Origin of the sequence: Staphylococcus parequorum (assembly GCF_039237145.1) — a bacterium.
Classification (GTDB): domain Bacteria; phylum Bacillota; class Bacilli; order Staphylococcales; family Staphylococcaceae; genus Staphylococcus; species Staphylococcus equorum_A.
Genome location: NZ_CP150682.1, coordinates 506,439 through 524,120, shown reverse-complemented (window position 1 = coordinate 524,120; position 17,682 = coordinate 506,439). Strand labels below are relative to the sequence as shown.

General features: G+C 34.4%; 12 protein-coding genes and 1 pseudogene. 7 read left to right on the top strand and 6 right to left on the bottom strand.

Going from position 1 to position 17,682, the window contains the following annotated elements; translation table 11 throughout:
* Positions 1 to 72 precede the first annotated feature (72 nt).
* The 5 genes and pseudogenes from AAA453_RS02395 to panB all read right to left on the bottom strand — a co-directional run bounded on the left by AAA453_RS02395 (position 73) and on the right by panB (position 10,505).
* Entirely contained in the window at positions 73 to 5,769 is a 5,697-nt protein-coding gene (locus tag AAA453_RS02395; RefSeq protein WP_427706001.1) for an Ig-like domain-containing protein, read from the bottom strand.
* Between the two features lie 27 nt (positions 5,770 to 5,796).
* Complete coding sequence (locus AAA453_RS02390; RefSeq protein WP_427705999.1) at positions 5,797 to 6,531, bottom strand: YSIRK-type signal peptide-containing protein; 735 nt, start codon at positions 6,529 to 6,531, stop codon at positions 5,797 to 5,799.
* Positions 6,532 to 7,097: 566 nt separating this feature from the next.
* Entirely contained in the window at positions 7,098 to 8,585 is a 1,488-nt protein-coding gene (mqo, locus tag AAA453_RS02385; RefSeq protein ID WP_069818137.1) for a malate dehydrogenase (quinone), read from the bottom strand.
* A 261-nt stretch (positions 8,586 to 8,846) separates the two neighbouring features.
* Positions 8,847 to 9,696 (bottom strand): annotated as a pseudogene (gene panC / locus AAA453_RS02380) (pantoate--beta-alanine ligase).
* A complete protein-coding gene (gene panB / locus AAA453_RS02375; RefSeq protein WP_427705997.1) occupies positions 9,693 to 10,505 on the bottom strand; it encodes a 3-methyl-2-oxobutanoate hydroxymethyltransferase in 813 nt (270 codons plus the stop codon). The pseudogene panC and the gene panB overlap by 4 nt, the downstream one beginning before the upstream one ends.
* Positions 10,506 to 10,586: 81 nt before the next feature.
* Here panB and AAA453_RS02370 point away from each other — a divergent pair, with 81 nt between their 5' ends.
* The 3 genes from AAA453_RS02370 (at position 10,587) to AAA453_RS02360 (ending at position 13,846) form a co-directional block, all read left to right on the top strand.
* A complete protein-coding gene (locus AAA453_RS02370; protein WP_427705995.1) occupies positions 10,587 to 11,447 on the top strand; it encodes an oxidoreductase in 861 nt (286 codons plus the stop codon).
* Between the two features lie 177 nt (positions 11,448 to 11,624).
* Positions 11,625 to 12,047 carry a DUF2871 domain-containing protein gene (locus tag AAA453_RS02365; protein WP_069818133.1) on the top strand — a complete coding sequence of 141 codons (423 nt, stop codon included), beginning with the start codon at positions 11,625 to 11,627 and terminating at the stop codon, positions 12,045 to 12,047.
* Between the two features lie 230 nt (positions 12,048 to 12,277).
* Positions 12,278 to 13,846 (top strand): alanine/glycine:cation symporter family protein, encoded by a 1,569-nt coding sequence (locus AAA453_RS02360; RefSeq protein ID WP_427705993.1) that lies wholly within the window; start codon positions 12,278 to 12,280, stop codon positions 13,844 to 13,846.
* Between the two features lie 97 nt (positions 13,847 to 13,943).
* On the opposite strand, the gene AAA453_RS02355 is transcribed toward AAA453_RS02360, so the two are convergent.
* On the bottom strand, positions 13,944 to 14,492 hold the full coding sequence (locus AAA453_RS02355) for a helix-turn-helix domain-containing protein (protein ID WP_069818131.1): 549 nt from the start codon (positions 14,490 to 14,492) through the stop codon (positions 13,944 to 13,946).
* 129 nt (positions 14,493 to 14,621) lie between these two features.
* Between AAA453_RS02355 and AAA453_RS02350 the strand changes: the two genes are divergently transcribed.
* The 4 genes from AAA453_RS02350 to AAA453_RS02335 all read left to right on the top strand — a co-directional run bounded on the left by AAA453_RS02350 (position 14,622) and on the right by AAA453_RS02335 (position 17,677).
* Positions 14,622 to 15,197 carry a LysE family transporter gene (locus AAA453_RS02350; RefSeq protein ID WP_427705991.1) on the top strand — a complete coding sequence of 192 codons (576 nt, stop codon included), beginning with the start codon at positions 14,622 to 14,624 and terminating at the stop codon, positions 15,195 to 15,197.
* A 91-nt stretch (positions 15,198 to 15,288) separates the two neighbouring features.
* Entirely contained in the window at positions 15,289 to 15,717 is a 429-nt protein-coding gene (locus AAA453_RS02345) for a pyridoxamine 5'-phosphate oxidase family protein (protein WP_427705989.1), read from the top strand.
* A gap of 214 nt (positions 15,718 to 15,931) precedes the next feature.
* The gene (locus tag AAA453_RS02340) at positions 15,932 to 16,981 is read left to right on the top strand and encodes an ABC transporter permease (protein ID WP_427705987.1); all 1,050 of its coding nucleotides are present in this window, start codon (positions 15,932 to 15,934) and stop codon (positions 16,979 to 16,981) included.
* Positions 16,982 to 16,999: 18 nt separating this feature from the next.
* On the top strand, positions 17,000 to 17,677 hold the full coding sequence (locus tag AAA453_RS02335) for an ABC transporter ATP-binding protein (RefSeq protein ID WP_069818127.1): 678 nt from the start codon (positions 17,000 to 17,002) through the stop codon (positions 17,675 to 17,677).
* Positions 17,678 to 17,682: the final 5 nt, after the last annotated feature.

Here is a 17,682-nt window from a genome sequence, read left to right as displayed (position 1 = left end):
TATAATATTTGAATTTTATAAGAAAAGGCTCTCCACCCTTAATGGATGAAAAGCCTTTACAATATTATTTTATTATGACAATTTGTTTTCGTCTTCTTCTTTTTTTCTACGACGCATCACAAGCAATATTAAGCCGCCTAATCCTGCAATTAATGTGCCGAATAAAGTGCTATTACGTGTTTCATCTTGACCTGTTTCCGGCAATTCATTTTCTGAATTAAGTTTGTTGCTATTGGCGCGTTTTGATTTGTCATTAATATTTGAATCCAATGTATTGTTATTCAAAATACGATTGTCGCTTGTTTTTTTAATTTCTGAATTTTCGTTTGTACTTATATTTTGTGACTTGCTTAGCTTTCCTTTTTTAATTACAGTTTCACTTGTATTTAGTGTTTCTCCTGTATTTGGCGTTTCGCCTGTACTTGGTGTCTCGTCTGTATTTGGTGTTTCGCCTGTATTTGGCGTTTCGCCTGTACTTGGTCTCTCGCCTGTACTTGGTGCCTCGCCTGTACTTGGCGTTTCGCCTGTACTTGGTGCCTCGCCTGTACTTGGTGTTTCTCCTGTATTTGGCGTTTCTTCTTTATTAATAACTATAACTTTAGTACTTTCAGAAATATTTCCATCTTTATCGGTTGAAGTAACGGCGATTTCTTCTCCACCTACTAAATCAATGTTTGATGGAATATCTATTGTATAGTTTCCGTCTTCATCTGTTGTGCCTGTTACTGTTGTTCCATCTGGGAATGTTACGGTTACTTCTGAATTTGGTTCAGCAATACCACTGACTTGTGTATCTTCACTTGTTAACTCTTCCACCGTTGGTGCTTCTGGCGCTGTGATATCAGTTACAGTTGTTGATCCTTCTTCAGATACATTGCCGTCTTTATCAGTAGCTACAACTTTTACTTCTTCTCCACCTTCTAAATCAATGTTCGAAGGAATCTCTACTGTGTAATTGCCTTGCTCATCCGTTGTGCCAGTCGCTGTTGTTCCGTCTGGGAACGTTACTGTTACTTCTGAATTCGGTTCTGCTGTGCCACTGACTTGTGTAGCTTCACTCGTTACTTCTTTCACCGTTGGTGCTTCTGGTGCTGTCACATCAGTTACTGTTGTTGATCCTTCTTCGGATACATTGCCATCTTTATCAGTAGCTACAACTTTTACTTCTTCTTCACCTATTAAATCAATGTTCGAAGGAATCTCTACTGTGTAATTGCCTTGCTCATCTGTTGTACCTGTTGCTGTTGTTCCATCTGGGAATGTTACGGTTACTTCTGAATTTGGCTCTGCTGTGCCACTGACTTGTGTAGCTTCACTCGTTACTTCTTTCACCGTTGGTGCTTCTGGCGCTGTGATATCAGTTACTGTTGTTGATCCTTCTTCGGATACATTGCCATCTTTATCAGTAGCTACAACTTTTACTTCTTCTTCACCTATTAAATCAATGTTCGAAGGAATCTCTACTGTGTAATTGCCTTGCTCATCCGTTGTGCCAGTCGCTGTTGTTCCGTCTGGGAACGTTACTGTTACTTCTGAATTTGGTTCGGCTGTGCCACTGACTTGTGTAGCTTCACTCGTTACTTCTTTCACCGTTGGTGCTTCTGGTGCTGTCACATCAGTTACTGTTGTTGATCCTTCTTCAGATACATTGCCATCTTTATCAGTAGCTACAACTTTTACTTCTTCTTCACCTATTAAATCAATGTTCGAAGGAATCTCTACTGTGTAATTGCCTTGCTCATCTGTTGTACCTGTTGCTGTTGTACCATCTGGGAATGTTACGGTTACTTCTGAATTTGGCTCTGCTGTGCCACTGACTTGTGTATCTTCACTCGTTACTTCTTTCACCGTTGGTGCTTCTGGCGCTGTGATATCAGTTACTGTTGTTGATCCTTCTTCGGATACATTGCCATCTTTATCAGTAGCTACAACTTTCACTTCTTCTCCGCCTTCAAGCTCAACATTCTCTGGAATTTTTACTGTGTAGTTTCCTTCTTCATCTGTTGTACCTGTTGCTGTTGTTCCATCTGGGAATGTTACAGTTACTTCTGAATTTGGTTCAGCAGTACCACTAACTTGTGTATCTTCACTCGTTACTTCTTCCACCGTTGGTGCTTCTGGCGCTGTCACATCAGTTACTGTTGTTGATCCTTCTTCGGATACATTGCCATCTTTATCAGTAGCTACAACTTTTACTTCTTCTCCACCTTCTAAATCAATGTTCGAAGGAATCTCTACTGTGTAATTGCCTTGCTCATCCGTTGTGCCAGTCGCTGTTGTTCCGTCTGGGAACGTTACTGTTACTTCTGAATTTGGTTCAGCAGTACCACTGACTTGTGTAGCTTCACTTGTTAACTCTTCCACCGTTGGCGCTTCTGGTGCTGTCACATCAGTTACTGTTGTTGATCCTTCTTCAGATACATTGCCATCTTTATCAGTAGTTACAACTTTTACTTCTTCTCCACCTTCTAAATCAATGTTTGATGGAATATCTATTGTATAGTTACCGTCTTCATCTGTTGTGCCTGTTGCTGTTGTTCCGTCTGGGAATGTTACGGTTACTTCTGAATTCGGTTCGGCTGTGCCACTGACTTGTGTATCTTCACTTGTTACTTCTTTCACCGTTGGTGCTTCTGGCGCTGTGATATCAGTTACAGTTGTTGATCCTTCTTCAGATACATTGCCGTCTTTATCAGTAGCTACAACTTTTACTTCTTCTCCACCTTCTAAATCAATGTTCGAAGGAATCTCTACTGTGTAATTGCCTTGCTCATCCGTTGTGCCAGTCGCTGTTGTTCCGTCTGGGAACGTTACTGTTACTTCTGAATTTGGCTCTGCTGTGCCACTTACTTCTGTATCTTCACTTGTTAACTCTTCCACCGTTGGTGTCTCGGGTGCTGTGATATCAATAACTGTTGTTGTTGCTTCTTCAGATACATTGCCGTCTTTATCAGTAGCTACAACTTTTACTTCTTCTCCACCTTCTAAATCTACGTTTGATGGAATGTCTATTGTATAGTTACCGTCTTCATCTGTTGTACCTGTTACTGTTGTTCCGTCTGGGAATGTTACTGTTACTTCTGAATTTGGTTCTGCTGTGCCACTGACTTGTGTATCTTCACTTGTTAACTCTTCCACCGTTGGTGTCTCGGGTGCTGTGATATCAATAACTGTTGTTGTTGCTGTTTCAGATATATTACCCGCGTCGTCTTTTGAAGTCGCTGTGATTGATTCGCCGCCTTCAAGCTCAACTTTCTCTGGAATTTTTACTGTGTAGTTGCCTTGCTCATCTGTTGTACCTGTTACTGTTGTTCCGTCTGGGAATGTTACAGTTACTTCTGAATTTGGTTCAGCAGTACCACTAACTTGTGTATCTTCACTCGTTACTTCTTCCACCGTTGGTGCTTCTGGCGCTGTTATATCAATTACTGTTATTGTCGATGTTTCGGATATATTACCTGCGTCGTCTTTTGAAGTTGCTGTGATTGATTCGCCACCATCAAGTATTACACCATGAGGTATATCAATCGTATAATTGCCATTGCTATCTGTAGTTATCGCAGTATATCCTCCACCAGGAAAATTAATTCTAACTGACGTTCCTGGCTCTGCCGTCCCACTCACTTGTGTATCTTCACTTGTAACAGGATTAATTATTGGAGCGTCAGGTGCGGTTGCATCAGTAACCGTTATTGCTTTAGATGGAGAACTTGTCTTACCATTTTCACTAGCAGTTGAAGTCAGTACTGTACCTGCTTTAAGTGGATTAGATAATATAATGTTCCCAAAAGTAGTGTCACTTGCTATTTTCACTGTTCCTATTACATTGCGGTCGCTGTCAGTAACAGTGATTGTTGACCCTGTAGCACCATGAACAACAAGTACTGTATCATTATCATCTACTGGATCTATCGTCGGTGTAGGAACTATCGTATTATCAATAATATTAAATTTGCTTACTTCATCGTTATCATAATTTGGTGAATCAATAGCTATTGTATATACACCTGAAGGTGACTTAGGTATAACAACGCTAAATGTTCCATCACTATTTACTGATGCAGTACCAATGACTTGGTTATTGGCATTAATTACTTTTGCAGTTTGCGAAACTGCTCCTTCTTTTAATGGGACTGAACCACTTACTACAGTATCTGACATATTAATATCTGCAGCTATTGGTAAACCTACAAGTGGAGATGTTTTATATTTGACTACTTCATCTCCATCATTTTTCCCATCACCATCAGTATCTACAACCTCAGCATCACTAAATGATACTTGACGTTCATATCTATCTAACAGACCATCTTTATCATAATCTTGTAATGCTAATGTTGAAGTACCCATTGTATTATTGATAAGTAGACCGGCGTTATCAGTTAAATAGCCTGCAAATGTAAAATCTTCTTTTTGCTTAGTTGTTTCACTAATTAAATTACCTGCAGAATCATACAATGCTTCTTTAGTTAAGATATTATTTACACTTTGATTTAATTTTAAAACGATTCTCATACCTACAGTTTCTGGCAAACCATTATTGAATGATATCAAGTTGTTTAAATTCTCACTTGTGATTTTGCCATTACCAATCGAATCTAACGTTAAATCAGCTACTTTGTTAGCAGGATAATACGTTTTATCAAATCCACCTAAGCCAGCATAATCATACATGTGTAATTCAGCGCCTTCGATATAAGGTAACAAATCTTTATCAATTTGATAATTGTATGACCATTGCTTATTTCCAGCCATATTATAATTGAAAATGCCATCTTTCATAACTTGTTGGTCTATTATAATGCCACCATTATTACCAATATCTGTATTAAACACCGCAGAGCCACTACTTGAGGTAAATGATTTACTATTTGCAGTGGATATCTTATCTTGTAACTGTATTAAATCTGAGTCTGCATTTGTTAAGAAATAGCCACTACTTTCTGTAGTACGTACAATTTTATTATCTCTAGAATCTCTCACAAACATTTGGTAATTTAATTTATTGTTACTTAAATCACCTGCTTCTTTAAGTATATTTCTTACTGTATCATCCAAATAAATCTTACCGTTTTCAGCTGTATATTGTCCTAACAATTCAGCACCACCAAACAATCCATCATTTGCTCTGATAAAATTAACTTCCCATGTATTTGTTGGATTACCTTGGTCATCAGTTAGACGTACTAATTCTACTGGATTGCTACGATTGGCTGGATTCACCGATATTTTAGTAACATGCTTAGCAATAATTGGATCTAGTTTCAAATCAATCTTATATCTATCCCCAGAGTTTGCTCCTGACATATAACTTTCAATATTAAAATTGATTTCTTTACCATCTAAAACAGCTTGAGAAGATAATGCTACTGGATCAAAGATTAAACTAGCGAATGTATAGTTGTCCATATAGTCAAGTGATTTATCTATTTGTTCATTTGGTTCACTGGCTGTTACCAATGCTGTTGGTGCTACCATAGTACGAAGCATAGTTCTTTTTGGCGTAGCTAAAATTGTATTCGCATCTTGTTCATTAGCTAATTGAATCGCTAGTGCTTTTAGGATTTCATTATTGATTTCTTCATCAGATGCTTCTTCAAAATTAATATTTGCTTGATCTATAATTGCTGTCGTATCTTCATCTGACAATTCAGTACTTAAATAGGATTTAACTTCTGCTTCTTTATCTGTAGTAGTTGATAGTTGTTGTGTCAAATCTGATTCAATTATTGTGTTTTCCGAATCTGTCTTTTCAGTTTTATTATTCACATTGCTGTCGCTAGCTATTTCTGTTCGTTATATTGCTTCTGTTTCTTCTTTTTGTATTTCTTCGTTAATTGACTCTGTTGGTTTCTGAGGTGTTTTCTCAATTTCTATTTTCTGTTCAGTAATTTCCGACTGGTTTTCATCAGTTGTTTTTGACTCATCCATATTTACTTCATCATTTGTAGTCGCTTTTTCTCCAGAATTTAATGATTCTTCAGTTGTTAATGTCTTTTCATTTACGTTAGTAGTTTGTGAATTTTCAGCTTTTGGTTCTTCAGTTTCTGTTGTTTCATTCGTTGATGTTTCTTCTTTAATAACATTATTTTCTGTAGTATCCGTATCGTTAACTTCTTGATTTTTGTTGTCTATAGAAGTCTCGCTAGCTGTATTTTCTTTTGCTGTTTCTACAGTATTATTCGTATCTTGAACATTTTCTGTAGTATCCGTTTCTATTTGTGATGTATTAGGTTCAGTCTTTTCTGCATTTTTCTCTGTATCTATAATTTCAGTTGAATTAGTAATTGATTCTTTTTCTACATTTTGCGTTTCTGTTTCAATGCTTTTTATATCACTTATATCCAATGCTTCCCCTTTATTAATTCTACTATCATTGGTTGTAATCGCGTCTAACTCAGCTGCTTGTGCTTCGCTTCCCACACCGAAGACTAATGTAGCTCCAATTAAAAGTGACGCCGTCCCAACTGTAAATTTCCTAATAGAATATTTATTCATTTTATTAGGTAAAAACCCTTGTTTGTTTTTCATAATATTTCCACCTCAAAATAGATTTGTACAACTCAATATTACACAATTAGTTTTAAAACACAAGAAGTTTTTTAATTTTTAATATCATCTAAAATAGAAAAGTTGAATTCCTTTAATAAATAATAAAACAAATAATGATTTTATGCGTTTACCTTATTAAATGTAAAATGCATTAGATAATAATTTAAAATGAATAGCATTAAAAAAGTTCTGCTTTTAAACTTGAAAGTTAACGATTAAGTTCGTGTAGGATTATACTGAAGGTTAATTGTAGGGTTTTACTATTAGATGTTATGCGTATACATGAACTTTATATTATTATTAATTAGTATTGAAAATTCAAAATAAACTTCTTATTGTATCTTAAAAGTAGCATTTGTAACTTGAGTTCTTAAATATTATAAATACAGTTGACATCAATGTAAATAAAAAAATAGAAGTTTAATAGTTAAAATAGTAAGAAATGTCATTAATTAATTTTGACATGTTTGTAGTATTTAAAAAAATTAAAATTAGATACAAAAATCCCTTGAAGCATGATACTTCAAGGGATAGTTTATTACTTATTATTTATTGTTTAATTCAAGTTCAGCATTATTTGCTTGTCGTATTTCTTTTAATAATGCGTAATCTTCAATTAATGATTTACCATAAGATGGAATGATTTCTTTCAACTTAGGTTCCCATTCAGCCATATAATCTGGGAAGTTTTTCTCGATTACTTCTAATGCAACTGAAACTGAAGTAGAAGCACCTGGAGATTCACCTAATAATGCAATTACAGAATGGTCTTTTGAATTTACAACTTCTGTACCGAATTGAATAAATCCTCTACCGTGTTCTTTTGTATCTTTGATAACTTGAACACGTTTACCAGCTTGCATAATATCCCAATCTTTATCTTTAGCATCAGGAACAAATCGACGTAATTCTTTCATTCGATCTTCTTTTTTAGCTAATACTTCTTGAATAGAATATTTAATTAACGGGAAGTTTTTCGCCGCTGCAGCTAACATAGTGATTATGTTGCTAGGGTTAATTGATTTAAATAAATCTAAATTAGAACCATTTTTCAAGAATTTAGGGCCAATCGCTGCGAATGGTCCAAATAATAATGAGTTTTCATCTTGGATATAGCGTCTATCTAAGTGAGGCACCGTCATTGGCGGTGTACCTTCAGGTTCTTTACCATAAGCTTTAACTTCGTGCTTAGCTACAACATCAGGATTATTACATACTAAGAATTCTCCTGTAATTGGGAAACCACCTAAATGCTTACTTTCTGGAATACCAGTTTTTTGTAGCATTGGAATTGCAGCACCACCTGCACCAATAAATAGATAGTCAGTAATGTGATGTTCTACTTTATTAGTTTTAAGGTCTTTAATTTTAACTTCCCATTTACCATCTTTACGACGGCTGAAGTCTTGAACTTCATGTTTGTAGAAAAGTTCTGCATTTTCATGTTCGTTTAAGTTTTTAGCCATTTTTCTTGTAAGTTCACCGAAGTTCACATCTGTACCTTCGTTTATTTTACTAGCTGCAACTACTTCTTCTGGATCGCGGCCTTCCATCATTAATGGCATCCACTCTTGTAGTTTTTTATGGTCTTCTGTATATTCTATACCTTTAAACATTGATAAAGGCGCAAGTGCTTCATAACGTCTCTTCAAGAAATTCACATTTTTATCGCCTTGCACAAAACTAATATGCGGTAATGGGCGTATAAATTCTTGTGGATCTTGAATTTGATTACTTTTTACTAAGTGAGACCAAAATTGTTTTGAAATCTCAAATTGTTCGTTAATTTCTTTTGCTTTTTCGATATCGATTGAACCGTCTTTTTGTTCAACTGTATAGTTCAATTCACATAATGCGGCATGTCCAGTACCAGCATTGTGGCGTTCGTTAGAACTTTCAATTGCAGGTTTTTCGAGTCTTTCAAAAAGTTTTATATTCCATTCTGGTGCAAGATCTTTTAACATCGTACCGAATGTTGTACTTAAAACACCAGCACCAATTAAAATGACATCTTTTGAGTTAGATTCACTCATTTTTTTACCACCTCTCGTGATCACTTTTTAATTAATTATATAAGATAAAACATAGTTGTTTCGTTCTTGAGATAACACATACATCATTTTCACTACTGTATTTATACCCTTAAAACTATTTAATTATCATATAATCGTTTTCTCGATAAATATCTCTCTCTATATATGATAAATCAACACTAAGAAAATGTAAATTGTATATTGAGAGAATATTGTATCTAACTGAATTGTTCACTAAACATGTAAATACATTAAGACAAATTAATCACCGATAATAATATTATCTATTAGACGTGCCTGGCTAAATTTGACTGCCAGCGATATAAAAATTCTATCTGTAATTTCATGTTGCTCGACAAGTTGAGGATAGCTATAAATTGCTACTGTTTCGATATCCCCGCTCGTATATTGTTGTATATAATCACGGGTAGCTTCAATGATTTTCAAACTGCTGCGTTCACCTTGATTATATAATGATTGTGCTAACTGCAAACTTTTATAGAGGTGAGGCGCTTCTGCTCTTTCATCTGGTGTTAAATAAATATTACGTGAACTTTTAGCTAGACCATCCGCTTCACGAACAATGTCTACGCCTACAATATCAATTGCATGATTAAAGTCTTCAACCATTTTTTCCACTATAGCTAACTGCTGTGCATCTTTTTTTTCCAAAATAAGCACGCTGTGGTTGTATAATATTGAACAGTTTATTTACTACTGTCACTACGCCGTCAAAATGACCCGGACGCTGTGCGCCTTCTAATACTGACGCTAGACGTCCAGCCTTCACTTCAATTGTAGGTTGTTCCGGATACATTTCTTTTTCACTCGGATAAAAAATATAATCTACGCCTACTGACGCTGCTTTTGCTGTGTCACTTTCAATGTCTCGAGGATACGCATCTAAATCTTCATCAGGCCCAAATTGCAGTGGATTTACAAATACACTAATAACTGTCATATCATTTTCAGAAATAGATTGTGACATCATTTTTAAATGGCCCTCATGTAAGGCGCCCATCGTAGGTACAAAGCCCACTGATTTATTTGATTTTCTCCATTGCTTAGACATCTCAGTCATTTCTTCTATAGTAGTAATTAACTCAGTCATTCAGACACCTCATTCATGACCTGCTTTTTGTAAGTGTACGCATCACTCGGAAATTGTTGTGACTTAACTTCAGTATCATATTGAGATAATGCTTGAACACCTTTTGAAAAATCACCATATTGTTTAACAAATTTCGCTTGATGATTCACTTCATAATTTAGTAAATCGTGATACACCAATACTTGTCCATCTGTGCCTTTACCAGCGCCAATTCCAATAACTGGGATATCTAAATTTTCAGTGATTTTAGCAGCTAAATCGCTTGGAATAGCTTCTAACACTAACATAACAGCACCTGCTTGTTGTACAGCATACGCATCATTTATAAGTTGTTGCGCTGCTTCTTTGGTATTTGCCTGCATTTTATACCCTGTTATACCAACACTTTGGGGTGTTAACCCAAGATGTGAAACAACTGGGATACCCATATTGCTACAACTTTCAATATATTGAGTTAAATGCGCACCTTCAGCCTTAATCGCATTCGCTTGAGTTTGTTGATATAACTTTACAGCTGTTTCTAAATCCGACTGTTCGTTTACACCTACCGCACCAAAAGGCACATCTACAATTACAAATGTGTCTGGCGCACCTCGTCGTACAGCTTTGGCATGATGAATCATATCGTCTACTGTTACTTGTACTGTGCTGTCATAACCTAAGACCGTCATCCCTAATGAATCACCAACTAATATTGTATCTATCTGTGCTGCTTCAACTTGCTTCGCACTAGGATAATCATATGCTGTCACCATTGATATCTTATCGTTACTCTGTTTCATATCTATTAACTGATTTAATGTTTTCAATTAAAATCATCTCCGCAGTTTGTTATATTTGTATTGTTATCCATATACTAACCAATCTACTTAGAAAAGGAAATTAAAAACATGAACAAAATTGCAATAATTGGACCTGGCGCAGTAGGTAGCACGATTGCAATTGATCTTTTAGCAACACATCCTGATTTACGCTTACTCGGTCGCCGACCTCAAACGCTCACCTACTATGCCAATAATAATACTGAACATGAACGCACTTTACAGGTTACGCCATTAATAACTGATCAAAACCCAGTTGATGTTTTAATTATTGCTGTTAAAATACCTCAACTTGATGATGTATTAAGAGAAATGGAACATTTAATCCATGAGCAAACCATTATTATACTCGCTCAAAATGGGCACGGTCAGTTGTCACGCTTTGAACATCCTCACGTATTTCAAGCTGTTGTTTATATTAGCGGACAAAAATCTGATTCTACCGTAACGCATTATCGTGATCACAAACTCATTTTAGAAGATTGTCCAGAAACGCGTGCATTCCGTGATATTGTAGCGGGCTCTTCTTTAGAAGTTGAACTCACAAACGATATTGATTATGCCATTTGGTATAAACTGCTTGTTAATTTAGCCATTAATAGTGTCACTGCATTAAGTCGTCGTACTGCCGAAGTACTTCAAGTTCCGGGTATCAAACACCTTTGCAAGCAACTATTAGTTGAAGGTGTAGCCATTGCACAAGCTGAAAATGTGTACTTTGATGATGACATTGTCGATGATATTATGACAATTTACAAAGGTTATCCCAATCAAATGGGCACAAGTATGTATTATGACATCATCTCAGCTAATCCATTAGAAATAGCAGGCATCCAAGGCTTTCTATTCAAAAAAGCAAGAGAACATCAATTGGTTACACCTGTACTCGATACTATTTATCCACTATTATTGGCACAACAAAAATATTAATATGTTATTTTTTAAAATTTATTCTACTTGATATGCCAATATTAAAATTTATATTTCATTCGTTATCATGCTTTTCTTTCATATTGCTATAAACTGTTAATTTATTTTTATGCTGTTCATAAACAGTTCATAAAATCACTTTATATTATAGTTATTAACAATTTGGAGGAAGAAAAAATGAAAAAATTAATGTTCAGCTCTGCCTTTTATACTTTATTAGGATTACTTAGTGGTTTGTTTTATAGAGAAATGTCAAAAGGAGAAAATTTCAGCGATTATTCGCAATTAAATGTAACGCACACACATTTATTAGTTTTAGGTACAATTATGTTCTTGATTTTCATGGTTATCGAACATCAACTTAAATTGACTCGTAATAGTAAATTATTTAATAGTTTCTTTTATATTTTCCACTTAGGCGTATTAGTAACTGTAGCAATGCAATTTGTGAATGGTATTGCTACTATCAAAGGATTCAGTGTAAGTCCTGCAATCGCGGGCATTGCTGGTTTAGGTCACATCTTTATTTCTATCGCATTCATATTATTCTTTGTGTTATTAAACAAAAGAATTAACGCCACTGCAGAAAAAAGAAAATAGCATAACAAAAAATCTGTTCAAGTCTCAATAATAGAAACTTGAACAGATTTTTTTGTATTTTTTCAATTCCCTCCATATATAAAATTATTAAAAATTAATTCCATATTTTAATTCATTAAAATGTTAATGAATTAATTGACACTCTTGCTCACAGATTTCAGACGTGTACAATTGCGAGCAAGCGCTTACATAAGTCAGTATAAAATCCATTTTATGTTAGGAGAATTAATTTGATTACAGAATTCATTGATTTCTTAGATAAAATTATATGGAGTCCTCCGTTAGTTTTTGGTTTATTAATAACAGGACTGATATTTTCACTTATTACTCGCTTCGCACAAGTGAGACAATTTAAAGAAATGATACGTTTATTATTCAAAGGAGAAAAATCTCCACAAGGTATCTCTAGTTTTCAAGCTATTTCATTATCTTTAGCAGGCAGAGTTGGCACAGGGAATATCGTTGGTGTGTCAGCAGCCATATTTATTGGCGGCCCCGGTGCAGTCTTCTGGATGTGGGTGACAGCTTTACTAGGCGCAAGCACTGCATTTGTAGAGTCTACATTGGGACAAATATATAAACAAAAGGAAAATGGGGAATACAGAGGCGGCCCTGCTTATTACATTGAAAATGGTATTGGAGGAAAGTTCGGAAAAATATTTGCGTTGATATTTGCCATAGTGACTATTATTTCAATCGGACTTTTAATGCCAGGCGTACAGTCCAATGCAATTGCAACTTCATTACATAGTGCTTTTAGCGTTCCAAAATGGGCAGTCACTATTTTTCTCGTAATATTACTATCGCTTATCATTTTTGGTGGAATTAAACGCATTGCCAGTATGGCAACAGCAATTGTCCCTTTTATGGCTATAGCTTACATTTTATTAGCTGTTATTGTAATTTTTTTAAATATTGAAGAAGTTCCTGCATTGTTCGCACTTATTTTTAAATCTGCACTAGGGTTGCAATCTACTTTTGGTGGCATTATTGGCGCAATGATTGAAATTGGTGTAAAACGTGGATTATATTCAAATGAAGCAGGTCAAGGGACAGGGCCCCATGCAGCTTCAGCAGCAGAAGTATCTCACCCAGCAAAACAAGGGCTTGTACAAGCTTTCTCAGCTTATATAGATACTATTTTCGTCTGTACAGCTACCGCATTAATTATTTTAATTTCAGGAACTTATAATACAACAGATGGCACAGAGAATACACAGGGACAGCCTAATTTAATTGAAGATAATGGTGTTTATGTATTGAATGCAGATGGCTCTAAAGATTTTTCTGGGACTGCCATGTATGTACAATCTGGTATCGATAAAGCATTTCAAGGTGATAGCTACCAATTTGATCCAAATTTTGCTGGGTTCGGCTCTTATTTTATAGCTATTGCATTGTTTTTCTTTGCATTTACTACCATATTAGCTTATTCGTACATTACTGAAACAAATATTGCGTATCTCACTAGAAATATGAGTACTAAAAAATCAAATTTTTATATTACATTGACTCGTTTCCTACTTATTTTTGCCACTGCATACGGCACTATTAAAACCGCTGATGCTGCGTGGGCCATGGGCGATGTAGGTGTTGGTATGATGGCATGGCTAAATATTATAGCTATATGGATTTTATGTAAACCCGCCTTTCGTGCTTTAAAAGATTTTGAAAATCAGAAAAAATCGAAAGGCTCTGGCAGCTTGGCTGTTTATAAACCCACTCAACAAGATGCTCCTAATGCATATTTTTGGTTTAACAGAGAAAAAAATAATGAAGATGCTCATAAACAAGAATAATAAATATTCAGAGCAAAACTTTATAAACTTATTTTATAGTATGAATTATATAACAAAACCCATGCCCTCAACTACATCGAGGAACATGGGTTTTAATTTATTGATAGTCAATAACCATAGATATTAGAGTCATATTTTCTCCATTATTAATATAACTATGAGAGATGTCTGATTTGAACCTCAAGGCATCGCCTTCGCCTAAATGAAGCGTTTCATGTTCTAAATGCATTTCTAATTGCCCATCAATTACAATAATCGATTCCTCTGAACCGGATAAATGGGGTTCTGCATCTAATGTTGCTCCTGGATCGAGCTCTACATAAAAGAATTCAAAGGACTTACTCTTTTCAAATGGGAAATATGGATAAACACGATATTTTCCCTCATCTTCAGTCACAGGTACAACATCTTCTTTTTTTAACTGTGTATAATCTGACTCTGCCTCATTCATTAAACTACTAAACGATAATTTTAAACCATTACTAATTTTCCAAACGGTATTTATTGAAGGAATCGTATTACCTTTTTCAATTTCATTTAATGAAGATGTGCTCACCCCTGTGAGTTTTGATAATTTGTCCAAGCTAATCTTATTTTTCTTTCTATATAAGTAAATATTCTTAGCTACTATTTTATGAAATTCCATTATTTGACCCCTTTTATATTGACTTTCCTGTTCAATGGATATAAAATCCTTTTAAAAGGAAATATCCTATTGAGCGGAAGTTTTGTGATTATATTTCCATAATACAGGATAATGAAGGGAGAATGCAATTTGTTTATATCATTTATTTTTTATACGTTTTTTATGAGTTATACCCCTGGCCCTAACAATTTATTAGCATTAGACGGCGTTTTAAAATTAGGTCTTAAAGGCACTGCGAAATTCTTAATTGGTATTGGATTAGGTTTTTTAACGCTTTCCATGTTTTGCTTGTTATTTAGTGAATATATGGCTGCTTACTTTTCAAGTTTTATATTTGTAATTAAAATAGTGGGATTTATTTACTTATTGTATCTTGCTTATTCTGTATTTAAACATGATAGTAAAGACGCTCAACAAAGCAATACGTATCGTATGAGAGATGGTTTGCTTCTTCAATATATGAATCCTAAAACAATCGTTTATGTACTTACTGCTATCGTGACCTATGTCACTACTCAAAATATAAGTTTTCTTGCTACACTGAGTTATACAATTATCATTGCACTTATCGGTGTTTCAGGTGCAGTCGCCTGGGCCGTTATGGGCCTTTGTTTTAAAAAAATTCTATTAAAATATGAATTCATCTATAAAGTTAGTATGTCTGCATGTCTTGTAGTTTTAGCATTTATGATGATTTTAGAATGATTATTATCAAATTGAACTTTATTAAATTTCCTTTGAATTTACTTTTTAATTCTCACTATTAGGGAATAAAATATATAGAGGTGATTCATATATGGATAATACTAATTTAACTAACAAGATTAACGAAATACTCAACACATCACGTGTCGGGGTGTTATCTACCGCATATAATCATATACCTAACAGTAGATATATGATTTTTTATAATGACGGTAACACGCTTTATACAAAAACAAATGTTAACTCAATAAAAATTGAAGAAATTGAGTCAAACCCACGTGCACATATTTTAATTGGTTACGATGATACAAATAATCGTAGTTTTCTAGAAATTGATGCCACATTATCAATTGTTCAAGATCAAGAAACAATTGATTGGTTATGGAAAAACCAAGACAAATCATTTTTCGATAACAAAACTGACCCAGAACTATGTGTAGTTAAAGCTCATCCAAAATCTCTTAAGATAATGAATGATAAAACATTAGACGAACCACAAACTATAAATTTTGAAGGTTAATTTTCAAAACACTTGTATAAGTAATAACTTATACAAGTGTTTTGTCTTTCGTTAAATAATCTACGATTCAAGATACACTGTCTTTTTCACATAGAAAATGAATACATTCTATATTTAAATAGGTTATTATAGAAGTAAGCTTTATAAAATAAGTTGAAAATGAATTTTTTAATTTATATAAATCTAGTGACAATTTACATATAGGAGGTAATTTATGTTTTTAGCATGGAATGAAATTAAACGTAACAAGTTGAAATTCAGCTTGATTATCGGTGTCTTAATTATGATTAGTTACCTACTCTTCCTTTTATCTGGCTTAGCAAGCGGACTGATGAATATGAATAGGGAAGGTATCGATAAATGGCAAGCCGATGCTATTGTATTAAATAAAGATGCAAATGAAACTGTAGAGCAGTCTTCGTTCAATAAAGATGATGTCGGAAATACATATGATAAACAAACGACTTTAAAACAGACAGGTGTTATCGCTTCTAATGGTAATGCAGAAGAAAATGCCTTACTATTTGGTGTCACTTCTGATTCTTTCCTAGTACCTGATATGATAGAAGGCAAAAAAGTTAAATCTGACAATGAAGTAGTAGCCGATGAAACTCTAAAAGATAAAGGATTTAAAATAGGAGATAAATTATCGTTATCACAATCAGATGAAAAATTGAAAATTGTAGGCTTTAGTGAAAGTGCTAAATACAATGCCTCTCCAGTGCTGTTTTCTAATAATAGTACAATACAAAAAATTAATCCTTCATTAAATGAAGATAAAACCAATGCGGTCGTGGTCAGAGATAAAGATTGGAATAAACAAGATTTAAATAGTGATTTAGAAGCTATAGAAATTGAAAGTTTCGTTGAAAACTTACCAGGTTATCAAGCTCAAAACTTAACGTTAAACTTTATGATTACATTCTTATTTATTATTTCTGCAACAGTGATTGGCATCTTTTTATATGTCATTACGTTACAAAAAACTAATTTATTCGGTGTGTTAAAAGCACAAGGTTTCACAAATGGATATTTAGCAAAAGTTGTATTATCACAAACGTTCATCATTGCGATGATTGGTACAGTGATTGGTCTTGCGCTAACTTTACTTACTGGTGCCTTTTTACCAAGTGTGGTCCCAGTTAAATTTGATGTTACTACGTTATTAGTATACGGCGTCGTCCTTATCATAGTTTCTCTATTAGGTAGCCTCTTCTCGATATTGACGATTAGAAAAGTAGATCCACTCAAGGCAATAGGATAAATAGGAGTGTATAAATAAATGCTAGAATTTAAAAACGTCACTAAAAGCTTTAAAGATGGGAATCAAACAATTGAAGCTGTAAAACCTACATCTTTGAAATTTAATAAAAATGAACTGATTGCCATTATCGGACCCTCTGGTTCTGGAAAAAGTACATTCCTAACAATGGCCGGCGCATTACAGACGCCCACATCTGGTGAAATTATCATCAATGATAAACAAGTATCTCAACTTTCGCTGAAAGAATTAGCCAAAACGAGGATGCAAGAAATCGGTTTTATTCTTCAAGCTACGAATCTTGTGCCATTTCTAAATGTAAAACAGCAATTTAAGTTACTACAAAAACAGAAAAAAGATGTGCTAGACGAAGCAAGTTATAACCAACTTGTTAAGCAACTTGATATTGCGGTGCTTGAGAATAAACTCCCAAGTGAAATATCTGGCGGACAAAAGCAACGCGTTGCGATTGCTAAAGCACTTTATACAAAACCATCAATTATTTTAGCTGACGAACCAACCGCTTCATTAGACACGAACAATGCAATGGAAGTAATGAAAATTTTAAAAGAACAAACGATGGAACAAAACAAAACTTGCATCGTTGTTACGCATGATGAACGACTAACTGAGTATTGTGATAGTGTATATCACATGGAAGATGGTATGCTTACGCTCACTCAGGACAACAAAGCATAATAAAA

Excerpts from the sequence above, each read along its gene's own strand:
- AAA453_RS02345 (WP_427705989.1), top strand. The coding sequence starts at position 15,289 with ATGGATAATACTAATTTAACTAACAAGATTAACGAAATACTCAACACA.
- AAA453_RS02370 (WP_427705995.1), top strand. The coding sequence starts at position 10,587 with ATGAACAAAATTGCAATAATTGGACCTGGCGCAGTAGGTAGCACGATT.
- AAA453_RS02365 (WP_069818133.1), top strand. The coding sequence starts at position 11,625 with ATGAAAAAATTAATGTTCAGCTCTGCCTTTTATACTTTATTAGGATTA.
- mqo (WP_069818137.1), bottom strand. The coding sequence starts at position 8,585 with ATGAGTGAATCTAACTCAAAAGATGTCATTTTAATTGGTGCTGGTGTT.
- AAA453_RS02390 (WP_427705999.1), bottom strand. The coding sequence starts at position 6,531 with ATGAAAAACAAACAAGGGTTTTTACCTAATAAAATGAATAAATATTCT.
- AAA453_RS02355 (WP_069818131.1), bottom strand. The coding sequence starts at position 14,492 with ATGGAATTTCATAAAATAGTAGCTAAGAATATTTACTTATATAGAAAG.
- AAA453_RS02335 (WP_069818127.1), top strand. The coding sequence starts at position 17,000 with ATGCTAGAATTTAAAAACGTCACTAAAAGCTTTAAAGATGGGAATCAA.
- AAA453_RS02340 (WP_427705987.1), top strand. The coding sequence starts at position 15,932 with ATGTTTTTAGCATGGAATGAAATTAAACGTAACAAGTTGAAATTCAGC.